This window comes from Marinobacter salicampi, from assembly GCF_011074795.1.
GTDB lineage: Bacteria > Pseudomonadota > Gammaproteobacteria > Pseudomonadales > Oleiphilaceae > Marinobacter > Marinobacter salicampi.
The window spans coordinates 143,950-158,004 of sequence record NZ_JAAMPF010000018.1 but is presented as its reverse complement, the minus strand read 5'-3'; the positions used below and the strand labels follow the sequence as shown (position 1 = coordinate 158,004).

Sequence of the window (14,055 nt, the reverse complement as noted above, 5' to 3'; positions counted from 1 at the left end):
AAGTTGTTCTTTTTCTCTTGCCATCGATAATCTATAAAGAAGCGGAGTTTATAGAACACCCTTAAACAGGGTGTTAAAAACGCCCGGTTAAAATAACGACACTCGCAGAGCTCAAGGCTGTTCGACAATGGATGACAACTTCGAAAACCTGAAGATTATGGTGATTGACGACAGCAAGACGATCCGTCGCACCGCAGAGACCCTTCTTAAAAAGGTTGGTTGTGATGTAATTACCGCCATTGACGGTTTTGATGCTCTTGCCAAAATTGCCGATTCGCAGCCAAACATCATTTTTGTCGATATAATGATGCCCCGGTTGGACGGCTATCAGACCTGCGCACTCATCAAGAACAATTCAGCCTTCAAGAAAACGCCGGTCATCATGCTCTCTAGCAAGGACGGTTTGTTTGACAAGGCAAAGGGCCGCATCGTCGGCTCAGACCAGTATCTGACAAAACCGTTCAGCAAGGACGAGCTACTTAACACGATTCGCCAGTATGTTCCGCAAGCGGAACAGTGATATCGCTGACGTACAGAACCATTTGAGGACATCATGGCCCGCATTTTGATTGTTGATGATTCGCCCACCGAGGTGAAAAAGATCTCGAGCATCCTTGAGAAACACAAGCACGAAGTGCTGACCGCCGACAACGGTGCCGATGGTGTTGCCAAGGCCCGCGCCGAAACTCCGGACCTGGTGCTGATGGACGTTGTCATGCCAGGGCTGAACGGTTTCCAGGCCACTCGCCAGCTCACCCGGGCTCCGGAAACAGCTTCCATTCCGGTGGTGATTGTCACCACCAAGGATCAGGAGACTGATCGTGTCTGGGGTACACGCCAGGGCGCCAAGGGATATCTGGTAAAGCCTGTCAACGAAGATGACCTGATCAAAACGATCAATAGTCTGATCGCCTGATCCACATGATGGAGTAAGCATGTCCGACCAGGCTGCCCCTTATGCCGTTCTGACGGATATCGCCCACCGCAGTCGGACGCTTGCTTCCGGCCTGCCGGAGCAACAGCAAGCCGTTGAGCTCTGGAATGGCATCGGCTTTGTACTTGCCGGCCAGCGTTACGTTGCACCCATGGGTGAAGTTGTGGAGATTCTTCATGTCCCCCGATACACCCATGTACCGGGGGTTCGGTCCTTTATGCTCGGTGCGGCCAATGTCCGTGGCCGGCTCTTGCCCCTTATCGATCTTGCTCACTTTTTTGACCTGCCCCGCAGCGCCAAAAGTCAGCGCGAACGTCGGATCCTGGTTATTGAACAGGGCGATGTATTCAGCGGCCTTGTCGTAGACAGCGTATCCGGCATGCAGTATTTCGCGGTGGACAGTTTTGTGGCAGACCCCACGGAAACCCCCGCAAACGTTCAGCCCTTTGTTCAGGGAGGGTATGAGCGCAATGAGGAAACCTGGAAAGTGTTCTCTACCCATGAACTGATGGAAGATGAGCGCTTTCTGGACGTTGCCCAGTGGTGATGGCGATGGCAGGACCATCACCATGCATTATCAACCCCCGCAGGACTAACTTGCCAAAGAAGAGGCCGGGAGCCAGAAAATGAAGAATAGAGCCGGAAGATACAGCGCGGCCCAGGGTGCCAACAAATTTGTTGGTGGTCTGATTGCCGCTCTGATCGCACTGACCATCCTGCTCGTTGTGGTACTGTTCATCGTCAACAGAGACAGCCAGAACGATCAGGAATACATCGCCCACGCCAACGAGCTGAGGGTTCTTTCCCAGGAAATCGCGAAAAACGCGACCGAGGCCGCCGGCGGTACCGCCGAGGCCTTTGACCAGTTGCGGCGGTCACGGGACGAATTCTCCCAGCTCTGGGGCTACCTCATCAGGGGCGACGCGAGCACTGGCCTTCCTCCCAGCGATCTGGCCGCCCAGAGTCCGGTACAGAATACCTGGGATTCGGTACGCGCCAACGCCGACAGCATTATTTCCACCCGTGAGGCGGTACTTGGCCTCCACGCCGTGGCGCAGACCCTTAACGAGACGATTCCCCAGCTACAGGTGGAATACGACGACATCGTTCAGATCCTGCTTGAAAACGACGCTCCTGCCGAGCAGATCGCCCTGGCCCAGCGCCAGTCTCTGCTGGCTGAGCGGATTGTACGCTCGGTCAACAACGTTCTGTCAGGTGATGAGGACGCCGTCATCGCCGCTGACCGGTTCGGCCGGGACGCCACCCTGTTCGGACGGGTTCTCCAGGGCCAGGTGGAAGGCAACCCCGCCATGGGCATCTCCCGGGTGCAGGATGAGGACGCCATCTACGGTCTCGAAGCCGTCGATGAACTGTTCGAATTCGTGTCCCAGAACGTTGACGCCATCCTTGAAGCCTCTCCCGACCTCTTCAAGGTTCGCCGCGCCGCTAGCGAAATCTTCCAGAACTCCCAGGTTCTGCTGAACGAAACCTCCAACCTGTCAGACCAGTTTGCCCTCCAGGCCAACTCCCGCTTTGTCAGCCCGGCCCTTGCCTATGTGCTGCTGGCAGCCATGGCAGGCATCGTGGTCTTGATCGGCTGGTCCTTGTACCGGGCAGCCCGTGAGCGCCTTGAAGCGACCCAGGAGCAGAACGAGCAGAACCAGAACGCGATCCTGCGACTGCTGGACGAGCTGGCTGACCTGGCCGATGGTGACCTGACTGCCGAGGCCACGGTAACCGAGGACTTCACTGGTGCCATCGCCGACTCTATCAACTACGCGATCGACCAGATGCGCGGGCTGGTACAGGCGATCCGTGGTACTGCGGTCCGGGTAGCTTCGGCGGCCCAGGAAACCCAGGCCACGGCCATGCACCTGGCCGATGCTTCCGAGCACCAGGCCCAGGAAATTGCGGGCGCCTCTGCCGCGGTAAACGAGATGGCAGTGTCCATCGACCAGGTATCGTCGAACGCTGCCGAATCTTCTGCGGTTGCTGAGCGGTCGGTTGCGATCGCCAAGAAAGGCGCGGAAGTGGTACAGAACACCATCCGCGGCATGGACAACATTCGTGAGCAGATCCAGGAAACATCAAAGCGGATCAAGCGTCTGGGTGAGTCGTCCCAGGAAATCGGCGACATCGTATCGCTGATCAACGACATTGCTGACCAGACCAACATCCTTTCCCTGAACGCAGCAATCCAGGCCTCCATGGCCGGTGACGCGGGCCGGGGTTTTGCGGTGGTTGCGGACGAAGTCCAGCGTCTGGCGGAGCGCTCCTCTGCTGCCACCAAGCAGATTGAGGCTCTGGTTAAGACGATCCAGTCGGACACCAACGAGGCCGTTATCTCGATGGAGCACACCACTGCCGAGGTGGTCCGTGGTGCCCGCCTGGCCCAGGACGCCGGTGTTGCCCTGGAGGAAATCGAGAACGTATCGATGAACCTCGCGGAACTGATCCAGAACATCTCCAACGCGGCACGCCAGCAGGCATCGTCTGCGGCCCACATTTCCAACACCATGAACGTTATCCAGGAAATCACCTCCCAGACCTCGTCGGGCACCAACGCCACTGCGAAGTCGATCGGAAATCTGGCGGAGATGGCGTCTCAGCTGCGTTCGTCGGTAGCAGGCTTCACGCTGCCTGAAGAAGAAGTGTCGAATGTTGAGGAAGATGAAGACAGCGACGTTCCGGTGGTGAGCTGAATGGCTCGCCAGAGCTGCTGAAGGTTTATGGCTGAAAAGCATCACGACCTGTCAACGGCCCCGGGCATATGGTCACTGCGCCAACTTCCGGAAATGGATGAGGCGCAGTTCAGCCAGTGGCGTACGCTACTGGAACATCGCACCGGGATGACCCTGACCAGGGAACGCAAATCGTTTCTCGAAACCAACGTCGGGATACGGATGCGGGAAATCGAGTGCAACAGTTACCAGGCTTATTACGAGAAGATAGTTTCGGGTAACGAGGCTGTTGTGGAATGGGGAATCCTCGTTGACCGGCTGACGGTTCAGGAAACCCGTTTCCTACGCGACCCGGATGCGTTTCGGTTGGTGTCCGACTACATCCTGACCCGGCCCCGGGAGGTGCTCAAGCGCCGCCCACTGGAGGCCTGGAGCGTTGGTTGCTCTACCGGTGAGGAGCCTTACACCCTGGCCATGCTGCTGAATGAGAGCATGACCCAGCTGGATTTGCCGCCACTTTTCGGCGTCACTGGATCGGACATCAGCAAACCTGCTATTGAAAAGGCCCGACGGGGGCAGTTCAGTGCCCGCAAGCTGATAGGCATGGACGAGAATCTGAAAACCCGGTATTTCCGGCCAGCAGAACGGAATACCGTGGAAATCGTCGAGAGCATCCGACAGCGCGTCTGCTTCACCCGGCTTAATGTGCTGGATCTGAAGCAGGCGCCCATGCACGGCATGAACATAATTTTCTGCCAGAACCTGCTGATTTACTTTCGCCGCTGGCGAAGGCGGGAGATTGTAAAACGGCTTGCAGAGAGACTGGCACCTGGGGGGCTTCTTGTTCTCGGCCAGGGGGAGTTGACCGACTGGCAACCCCCTGGCCTGCAACGGGTCCCCTCGGAAAATGTACTGGCGTGGATACGTCGCCAGTCTGACGAAGAATAACCGGAGTGGTTATGGGCAATCACCATGACAGCATCGCCCTGGACTGGGTTCGGGGCGAGATACAGGAAACGCTGACTCAGGGTCAGCACGCACTCGAGGCGTTTGTCGACAATCGGGACGACACCGCTCGCCTGCGTTTTTGCCTGAACTACCTCCACCAGGTCCATGGCACCTTGCAGATGGTCGAGCTCTACGGTGCGGCGTTGCTGACCGAAGAGATGGAAAAGCTGACCCAGGCGGTTCTCAACGACACCGTAGCCAGTGTTGACGAAGCCGTCGAAGTACTCATGCAGGCTATTTTGCAGCTTCCCCAGTATCTGGAGCACCTGGCCAGCAGCAAGGACGACTTCCCCCTGGTATTGCTGCCGCTACTGAACGATCTGCGGGCAGCCCGGGGCGAATCGCTGCTGTCTGATACGTCCCTGTTCAAACCGGATCTGAGTGCCGCCCGCATGCCGGCCGCGCCAAACGCCTCCCAGCGTCTGCAGGACCCGAAGGTTCTGGGACACATCCGCAAACTACGGCAGATGTACCAGTTCGCACTGGCGGGCGTTGTCCGTGAGACCGATCTCGACGCCCATTTTGACTACCTTCACAAAGTCATACTTCGCCTTATCAAGCTTTGCCAGCACACCCCAAGGGCTGAACTCTGGCGTGCCGCTGGCGGTTTCGTGGACTCCATTAAAAGTGGCCACAACCCGATCAATGCGGCGGTCAAGTCGATTCTGCGGGAGCTGGATAACGAACTTCGAAGACTCATTGATGAGCACGTCGACATTCTGCAACAGCCTCTGCCAGAGGCTCTGTTCAAACATCTTCTGTACTACGTGGCCCGGGCGCAGGATCTCGACACGCCTTACGTCAGGCAACTGACCGAACGCTATAAGCTGGCCGAAGCCCTGCCCTCCGACGAAGCCATGGATCAAGTTCGCGACCGGGTATCCGGGCCGGGCCGCGATGCAATCCACTCGGTCGTGAGCGCGCTTAACGAAGAGCTGGCCAAACTGAAGGATCAGCTCGACCTGTTTGTCAGGGCCGAGTTCCGCCAGAACAGCGAGCTGGAAGAGCTGTTGCCCGGGCTTCAGCAGGTCGCCAACACCCTGGCCGTGCTTGGCCTCGGGATTCCTCGTCGCGTGGCCACCGAGCAGATCGACATTGTCGAACAGCTGGTCCGGCAGCCGAACGCAGTTGATGACGGCGCCCTTATGGATATAGCCGGGGCACTGCTCTACATCGAAGCTACCCTGGTGGGCCTGGAGAAGGAAAAGCCATCAGAGCGCGGCCGTAGCGACGGCGGTGTTGACCTTGGCAGCCAGGAGCTGGGCGAAGCCAACAGTGCACTGTTAAGGGAGTCGCGCAATTCCCTGGAACAGGTGAAGACCGCGGTGGTCAACTTCATAGCCTCCCAGTGGGACGAGAGAGAGATCGAACACGTCCCTGGTCTGCTCCACAGCATCCGTGGTGGCCTGAGACTCATTCCCCTGGACCGCGTCGCGGATATGCTGGCGTCGTCAGAGCGCTACATCACCGATGTGCTGCTTGAAGGCAAGCGGGTGCCCGACTGGAAACAGCTCGACACCCTGGCCGACACCATCACCAGCATCGAATACTACCTGGAACGCCTCGCCGAGGGCATTGATGACAACGAGGCGATTCTCCAGATTGCCGAACAAAGCCTTGAAAGCCTCGGCTTCCCTGTGGGTGCCGAGCCCACATGGGACGGCAGCTTCAATGAGCCCGGATCAGCCGATTCAGAGCCCGAGGTTGTCGTACCCATGGCCAGAGCAGCTGATACTGACCTTGTAGACGACGAGATTCTGGAAATTTTCATCGAGGAGGCCGAGGAGGTTCTCGGTACCATCAATACCTATTATCCGGTATTGCGACAGCACCACAATGACCATGAAGCCCTCAGCGAAGTTCGCCGGGCCTACCACACGCTCAAAGGCAGCGGACGACTGGTTGGCGCAACCAGCATAGGCGAGATGGCCTGGGCTGTTGAAAATCTGCTCAACCGGGTCATTGACCAGACCATCAAGCCGACCGAAGAGCTGTTCGACCTTATTGATGACGCCAACGCCCGTATTCCTGCCCTTATTGAGGATTTCCGCCGCGGCAACGCAGAAGGCGATGTTGAGTCTCTGATCGACCGCGCCGAAGCGCTGGCAACTACCCGCAAGTCTGGAACAGAGGCTGCCATCCGGGTCGAGGCAGACGAGGAGTCTGAGTCCAGTGAAGAAGCCGTTGCTGACGCCTCAGCGGCGGTTCCGGAAGCCCTGGCGGGCCCCAGATTTGATGCGGATAATCTCATTGACGATGAGATTCTTGAGATTTTTGTGGAAGAGGCGGGGGAAGTCCTGGATACCATCCGGGAATACCTGCCCCTGCTCGTACGCCAGTATGACGACCGTACGGCTCTGGCTGAAATCCGCCGTGCCTTCCATACGCTGAAAGGCAGCGGTCGTATGGTCGGGGCAACCATCATCGGTGAACTGGCCTGGTGCGTGGAGAACATGCTGAACCGTATCATCGACGGCAGTGTGTTCATGAACGATGACGTTGCCGGCCTGCTTCAGGACGTGACCGACAATCTGCCGGCACTGGTCTCTGATTTTGAACATCATCGCCCGGCCTCGATCGATACCAGCGCCCTTGAGGCGCGGGCCACAGCCCTGGCCAATGGCGAGATTCCCGACACCCGTGCCATGCCGCTGGAAACAGCCGATCACACCGATAATGAAAGCCTGGTCGATCCGGTCCTGATCGAAATTTTTGAGAGCGAGACAGAAACCCACTTGCAAACCCTGCAGGCGTTTCTTTCCGAGGCCGGCGACAAATCCTCGGTCGCGTTTACCGATAACCTGTCCCGTGCTCTCCATACGTTAAAAGGCAGCGCTCACACGGCAGGCATCGAGCCCATTGCCAGGGTAATCACGCCGCTGGAAAAGTTCGTCAAGGACGCCCGGGCCGAGAATAAGAAAGCCGACCGTGAGCTGTTGAGCATTATTGCAGACGCCTGTGAGTTCCTCACCCAGGGTCTGGCACAGATCCGCAGCAATCCCCAGGCTGAGCTGGCCGGTTCGGGTGATTTCCTTGCCCGACTGGACAATCTTGCCGGCCGGACGCTCGGCAGCAGAATCGCTGCCGGAACCGAAACCGACACGACTGCTCAGGCCGACCCGCAACTCATTGACCTTTTCCTTAATGAAGGTCTCGACATACTGCTGGACGCCGAGAGCATCCTCGATGCCTGGGCCGCGGATCCAGACCAGACCGAAAAGCTTGATACTCTTGTTCATGAACTGAAACAGCTCGCTACCGGCGCCCGTCAGTCAGGCATTACCGATGTCGCCGAGCTGGCCGACATCCTGCATCAGGTGTACGAAAGTACCCAGGACGCGGCAACCACGCCGGACGCCAGTTTCTTCCTGACCACGAAAGAGGCCCACGAAACCCTGATCAACATGATGGATCAGGTCGCGGCCGGTCTTGCCACGCGTCCTGATCCTTCCCTTATCACCGAGCTGGTTGCCCTGCGTAACAACGGCGGCAGGCCTTCAGTAGATGCCTTTGAAGAAGAGTTTTCAGGGGATCTGGACCAGATTGACGAAAGCTTCGCCAGCGATCTCGGCATACCGGAGCAGGACATTGCCACCTTGGAGGTGGAAGACAGTGAGGACGTATCCAAAGATGATGCCCTTGATGAAGAGCTGGCTGAAATCTTCCTGGAAGAAGCCAGTGACCTCATAGAAAGCACAGCGGATACACTCCAGGCATGGCATGAAAAACCTGACAGCCTTGACCTTCTGCGTCTGCTGCAACGGGACCTCCATACCCTGAAGGGCGGTGCCCGACTGGCTGATATCCCGCCGATCGGCGACCTTGCCCATGAACTTGAGACCCTTTTTGAAGGCCTCACTGAACATCGGCTGGTGGTTACTGACGAACTGTCGGATCTGCTCTTCCGCTGTCATGACCGTCTTGCCAGCATGGTCGACTCGTTACAGGCTGGAGAATCACCGAGGCCGGCCCCAGACCTGATCGGTGAAGTACACAACTACATCACCAGCACACCCGGTCAGCGACCGGTCACCAATGTTGATGACCTCCAGGATCAGGAATCGAACGCAGACGATGACGAGCTGCCGGTCATTGAGCTTGAGGCCGACGACGAGCCCGTTCCCGAGCCCGTGGCTGAAGAGCCGGTTGATGAGTTTGAGCTTGACCCGGAGCTGGCAGAGATTTTCCTGGAAGAAGCCGGCGAAATTATCCACAAGACTGCCCAGCAGCTTCATGAATGGCAGGCCGACCCGAACCAGCCGGAGCTGGTCAAGGAACTCCAGCGCGAACTGCACACCCTCAAGGGCGGCGCAAGAATGGCAAACATCACGCCGGTGGCCGATATTGCCCACGAGATGGAAACCCTGTTCGAGCGCATTGTTAATGGCGACATAGCCGCCACCGGACCCCGTACAGACGTGGCCCTGCGTGCCCATGACCAGCTTGCTGCGTTAATCGATGCTATCGCGGACCAGAAGGTCTGCCCGGAAGTGCCGGGTCTGGTTGCGGAACTGCAGGCTGCGTCCTCTGATGCACCCACCAGCATGGACTCGGAGGAGCCTTCTCTGGAAGAAGAGCCGACAGAGGAGCGGCAGGAAGAGCCCGTAGGGGAAGAAGAGAACTCACCCGATGAGCAGTCGTCAGCGCAAGGATCGGCCCCTGACGGCACGGTAGCCGATCTGTCCCACCTGGACCCCGAGCTGCTGGGCATTTTCCTGGAAGAGGCCTACGACCTGATCAACTCCACCGGCAGTGCCCTGCACGCCTGGAGCGAAGACCCCGAAAATACCGAGCTGGCGGCAACTCTGCAGCGGGATGTTCACACCCTGAAGGGTGGCGCCCGTATGGCCGGGGTCAGCGCGATCGGCGACCTGACCCATGTGCTGGAAGATCTGTTTGAGAAAGTAGCTGAAGGTCAGCTGGCCCCGTCTCCGGCCATGAATGAGCTGCTGTTTGCCTGTCATGACCGGCTTGCCCAGATGGTGGAACAGATTGCCACCCAGAAACCCTGCCCGCCCGCGAACGAGCTGGTTGCGGAAGTCGAGGCCATTGTTTCGGGCCCCGTAGGCCTGAGTTCTGCCGAACCGGAAGCAGATGAGCACGACATTCTGGCTGCCCTGCCCGAAGGCTCCGACAATGACCTGATCGGCATTTTTCTCGATGAAGGCCTTGAGCTCCACGGTGCCATCGCAGAATGTCTTGATCAGTGGCGGGAAGCGCCCAACGAATTAACCGGGGTCACGCAGCTGCAGCAGGAACTGCACACTCTCAAGGGTGGAGCGCGGCTGGCCGACGTGGATGCCGTAGCGGATCTGGCCGAAGCCTGGCATGACAACCTGGAACCGCTTATAGATGGTACCGGTGACCAACAGCGACTGCTGGCCCTGAGTGCCCAGGCCCTCGAAACCCTGGGACAGATGCTGGGTGCGCTGGAGGAAGGCCAGAAGCCGGCTCCCGCTCACACACTGATTGCGGCTTTCCACTCGGCTGATCTGGACAATGCATCGCGCCAGTTGTCTCCATCGATGCCTGTCAACATTGAAGCGGTCGACGAAGAAGTCCTGGAAATTTTCCTGGAAGAAGCCAGCGAGCTGCTCGATCAGCTTGAGCAATTGCTGGCGGACTGGCGCAAAGAACCGGACAACGACCATTTCAACCGGGAAGCCCAGCGGGCACTTCACACGCTCAAAGGGGGCGCGCGCCTGTCCCAGCAGGAGGAGCTTGGCAACCAGGCACATGCGCTCGAAACGCGGCTTGTGGAACTGGAAAACCAGGCCCCTGATGAAGCCCAGTGGCAGGCCATCACGGCTGATCACGACGCCATTATCAAGCAGGTAGCACAGCTCCGTGAACGCTTCGAAGCTGGCGGAACAGCGGTTTCTAAAGCTGGACCTGCGCCGGAGGCCAAAGCGCCAGCTGTACCCGAACCCAAAGCGCTTCCTGTTGCAGAAACCAGGCCCAAGGCAACGCCGCCGGCGAAAACACCCAAGCCCAAGGCAGTGGCGCGTCAGGCTGAAGCCAGCCGGAATGCCCAGGAGACTATCCGAGTATCGGCGCCGCTGCTGGACGAACTGGTTAACCTGGCGGGTGAGACCAGTATTACCCGTGGTCGCCTCGAAACCCAGACCAGTGAGTTCGGACACACCCTCGACGAAATGGCCGCTACAATCGAGCGTCTGCGTGAGCAGTTGCGACGGATGGACATCGAGACCGAGGCCCAGATCCTGTTCCGGGCTGAGCGGGAACACGGACCGGACTACGGGGATGACTTTGACCCCCTGGAAATGGACCGTTACTCCTCGATCCAGCAGTTGTCCCGGGCGTTGACAGAGTCCTCATCGGACCTTGCCGATCTTCGTGAAACCATGGCTGATAGGGTGCGGGATACCGAAACCCTTCTGGTTCAGCAGTCACGGATTAATACGGAACTGCAGGAAGGTCTGATGAAGACCCGAATGATTCCGTTTGCCTCGATGGTACCGCGGCTACGGCGTATCGTTCGCCAGATCAGTGGTGAACTGGGCAAGAAAGTCGAGTTTGACGTCCGCAATGCCGAGGGCGAGATGGACCGCACCATACTGGAGCGCATGATCGCGCCCCTGGAGCACATGTTGCGCAACGCCCTTGACCATGGTGTCGAGAAACCCGCCGACCGCAAAAAAGCGGGCAAGTCTGAAACCGGTGAGGTCACCCTGTCGCTGAGCCGCGAGGGTGGCGAGGTTGTCCTGCGCATGGCCGACGACGGCGCTGGTATACCTACTAAAATTATCCGCGACAAGGCGATCCGCCAGGGCATGATGGGCGCTGACGAGGAACTGAGCGACCGGGAGATCCTGCAGTTTATCCTGCAACCGGGCTTCTCGACCGCACAACAGGTTACCCAGATCTCCGGGCGCGGTGTCGGCATGGATGTGGTTGCCAGCGAGATCAAACAGCTGGGTGGCAGCCTCGATATCGATTCGGTGCTGGGCCAGGGCACTACCTTCACCGTGCGTCTGCCGTTCACGGTTTCGGTAAACCGCGCCCTGATGGTATCCACCGGGGAAGACTTCTACGCCATACCCCTCAATACCATTGAGGGTATCGTGCGGGTGAGCACCTACGAGCTGGAAGAGTACTATCAGCCTGATGCCCCCCTGTACGAATACGCCGGCCAGCAGTATCGCCTCCAGTACCTGGGAAATCTGTTGCACAGTGAGCATCACCCCAAGCTGCAGGGTCAGGCCCTGCCATTGCCGGTGATCCTGGTCCGTGGCGCGGAGCAACCTATGGCCCTGCAGGTGGACAGCCTGATGGGTAGTCGGGAAATCGTTGTAAAGTCGCTGGGCCCGCAGTTCACATCGGTCCGGGGTGTTTCCGGCGCTACCATCCTAGGTGATGGTAACGTGGTGGTTATTCTCGACCTGCCGGCCATGATCCGGTCAGACATTCTTTCTGAACGCCAGCGCCTTGCCGAGCAGCAGGGTACTCAGGAGCTGCAGCGCCGGGAAGCCCGTCAGACCCTGGTCATGGTAGTGGATGACTCGGTAACCGTGCGTAAGGTCACTTCGCGCCTGCTGGAGCGCAATGGCATGGAGGTCATAACCGCCAAAGATGGCCTTGATGCGGTGGCCCAGCTACAGGACCACAAGCCCGACATTATCCTGCTTGATATTGAAATGCCCAGGATGGACGGTTTTGAAGTGGCCAGCTTTGTCCGGCACGACGACAGTTTGAGGGAAACCCCAATCTGTATGATCACCTCCCGGACCGGTCAGAAACACCGTGAGCGTGCCCTGGCCATCGGTGTCAATGAGTATCTCGGCAAGCCCTTCCAGGAAACCGAGCTCCTGGAGACCATTCAGCGGCTTACCGGTAACACCTGATGTCCGGCCCTGCAGGCCGGCCTCAGGTCGGGATTGTTTCGGACGATGTCCTGCAGCGTCATCGGCTACAGGAAGCGGCAGCAAAATTCGGGCTCAAGGCCCGATTCTCGGGGGCTCCTGAACGCCTGCTGGGCTATGCCGATTTGCCAGAGGCAGGGCTGTGGCTGGTCACCCTTGAAGATGAAGCGGACCACCCGACCCTGTTTGACCACCTGCTGGAGAATACCGAGGCGCCGATACTGTTCGGTGTCGATCAGGCACCCAAACCTGGCGGGACCGATTACTTCCGCTGGGAACGGCGGCTGCACCAGAAGCTGGAGCAGTTGCTGGGAGCGCTGGAAGAACTGGATTCCGCCGATGATCTTGCTGAACTTGCGGTGGAGCCGGCAGATCCGGCGCCAAAGCCGGATCTGCCGGCCTGGATCACGCCAGCTCTGCCCGGGCAGCCCGCTGATGAGGTCTGGGTTCTGGGAGCGTCGCTAGGAGGCCCTGCAGCGGTAAAAGCGTTTCTCGATTCGCTGCCAGCCGGTTTACCGGTGGGGTTTGTTTACGCCCAGCATATTGATGCCAATTTTACCGACGTGTTGACCCGTGTCCTGGGACGTCACGCCAATTATCGCCTGGTTCGTGCAGAGGCCGGCATGAAGATCTGTCACGGCGATGTGATCCTGCTGCCGGTGGAGCGTGAATGGGCCCTGGATGGCGACGGTGCCCTGATCGAAAAAGCGACGCCGTGGCCCGGACCCTACGGACCCTCTATTGATCAGGTTCTGCTCAACCTGGGTGATCACTACGGCAAGCGCTGCCACACTATCCTGTTCTCCGGCATGGGTAACGACGGTGCCATCGCGGCGCCCCTGCTGAAAGCCTATGGCAGCAGGGTATGGGTTCAGAGCAGTGACAGCTGTGGCAACAGTTCAATGCCGGATTCGGTTGCTGAAACCGGCTGTACCAGCTTTACAGGCAATCCCGAACAGTTGGCCAGGGAGCTTGTCAAAACCATTAAGGAATCCTGCCTGCTTGCCCGCAAGCAGGTCCGGAACCGGCCCGAGGACTTTAGATCATGAATGATAACAGCCAGATTCTCCCCTGCGTCATGATCCCCATGACCGACCGCCAGCTTCTGCTGCCCAACGTATCCATTGCCGAAGTGGTTGATTATGCTGGCGCCGAAGCCCAGGCAGACGCGCCGGACTGGCTGATCGGGCGGCTCAACTGGCGTGGCCTGGAGTTACCGGTTATCTCCTACGATGCCGCGAACGGCGGCCAGGTGGCCAGACCTGATGGCAATCGGGGCCGTATTGCGGTCCTGAACACCATTGGTCAGTATCATGACCAACTACCATTTATTGCGCTGGTAACCCAGGGCATCCCCAGCCAGGCCCGGCTTGCAGAGGACCAGATCACGTCGGTCGAAGGCCTGACCGGCCCCGCTGATCTTATGATAGTGGATGTCGAGGGCCACACCGCCTACATTCCGAACCTGGAATACCTGGAGGCTCTGGCCTTGGGTAAGACAGAGGCCTGAGCCTGCTGTAACCCCGCCGAGGATAATGTTATAATGTTT

The 14,055-nt window shown here is 58.6% G+C and carries 8 protein-coding genes; all 8 read left to right on the top strand.

Annotated elements, in window-relative coordinates:
* The first annotated feature begins 127 nt into the window (after positions 1-127).
* The 8 genes from pilG (at position 128) to G7W63_RS09715 (ending at position 14,016) form a co-directional block, all read left to right on the top strand.
* Entirely contained in the window at positions 128-520 is a 393-nt protein-coding gene (gene pilG, locus G7W63_RS09750) for a twitching motility response regulator PilG (RefSeq protein WP_166256778.1), read from the top strand.
* Positions 521-553: 33 nt separating this feature from the next.
* Positions 554-916: a twitching motility response regulator PilH gene (pilH, locus tag G7W63_RS09745; protein ID WP_166256775.1), complete on the top strand. Its 363-nt coding sequence runs from the start codon at positions 554-556 to the stop codon at positions 914-916.
* A gap of 19 nt (positions 917-935) precedes the next feature.
* Positions 936-1,481 carry a chemotaxis protein CheW gene (locus G7W63_RS09740; protein ID WP_166256772.1) on the top strand — a complete coding sequence of 182 codons (546 nt, stop codon included), beginning with the start codon at positions 936-938 and terminating at the stop codon, positions 1,479-1,481.
* A gap of 79 nt (positions 1,482-1,560) precedes the next feature.
* Positions 1,561-3,636, top strand: a complete 2,076-nt coding sequence (locus tag G7W63_RS09735; RefSeq protein WP_166256769.1) for a methyl-accepting chemotaxis protein — start codon at positions 1,561-1,563, stop codon at positions 3,634-3,636.
* A gap of 27 nt (positions 3,637-3,663) precedes the next feature.
* A complete protein-coding gene (locus G7W63_RS09730; RefSeq protein WP_166256766.1) occupies positions 3,664-4,563 on the top strand; it encodes a CheR family methyltransferase in 900 nt (299 codons plus the stop codon).
* A gap of 11 nt (positions 4,564-4,574) precedes the next feature.
* Positions 4,575-12,488 carry a hybrid sensor histidine kinase/response regulator gene (locus G7W63_RS09725; protein WP_166256763.1) on the top strand — a complete coding sequence of 2,638 codons (7,914 nt, stop codon included), beginning with the start codon at positions 4,575-4,577 and terminating at the stop codon, positions 12,486-12,488.
* On the top strand, positions 12,488-13,555 hold the full coding sequence (locus G7W63_RS09720) for a chemotaxis protein CheB (protein ID WP_166256760.1): 1,068 nt from the start codon (positions 12,488-12,490) through the stop codon (positions 13,553-13,555). Before G7W63_RS09725 ends, G7W63_RS09720 begins: the two co-directional genes overlap by 1 nt.
* Entirely contained in the window at positions 13,552-14,016 is a 465-nt protein-coding gene (locus G7W63_RS09715) for a chemotaxis protein CheW (protein WP_166256757.1), read from the top strand. The genes G7W63_RS09720 and G7W63_RS09715 overlap by 4 nt, the downstream gene beginning before the upstream one ends.
* Positions 14,017-14,055 lie beyond the last annotated feature (39 nt).

Excerpts from the sequence above, each read along its gene's own strand:
- pilG (WP_166256778.1), top strand. The coding sequence starts at position 128 with ATGGATGACAACTTCGAAAACCTGAAGATTATGGTGATTGACGACAGC.
- pilH (WP_166256775.1), top strand. The coding sequence starts at position 554 with ATGGCCCGCATTTTGATTGTTGATGATTCGCCCACCGAGGTGAAAAAG.
- G7W63_RS09740 (WP_166256772.1), top strand. The coding sequence starts at position 936 with ATGTCCGACCAGGCTGCCCCTTATGCCGTTCTGACGGATATCGCCCAC.
- G7W63_RS09735 (WP_166256769.1), top strand. The coding sequence starts at position 1,561 with ATGAAGAATAGAGCCGGAAGATACAGCGCGGCCCAGGGTGCCAACAAA.
- G7W63_RS09730 (WP_166256766.1), top strand. The coding sequence starts at position 3,664 with ATGGCTGAAAAGCATCACGACCTGTCAACGGCCCCGGGCATATGGTCA.
- G7W63_RS09725 (WP_166256763.1), top strand. The coding sequence starts at position 4,575 with ATGGGCAATCACCATGACAGCATCGCCCTGGACTGGGTTCGGGGCGAG.
- G7W63_RS09720 (WP_166256760.1), top strand. The coding sequence starts at position 12,488 with ATGTCCGGCCCTGCAGGCCGGCCTCAGGTCGGGATTGTTTCGGACGAT.
- G7W63_RS09715 (WP_166256757.1), top strand. The coding sequence starts at position 13,552 with ATGAATGATAACAGCCAGATTCTCCCCTGCGTCATGATCCCCATGACC.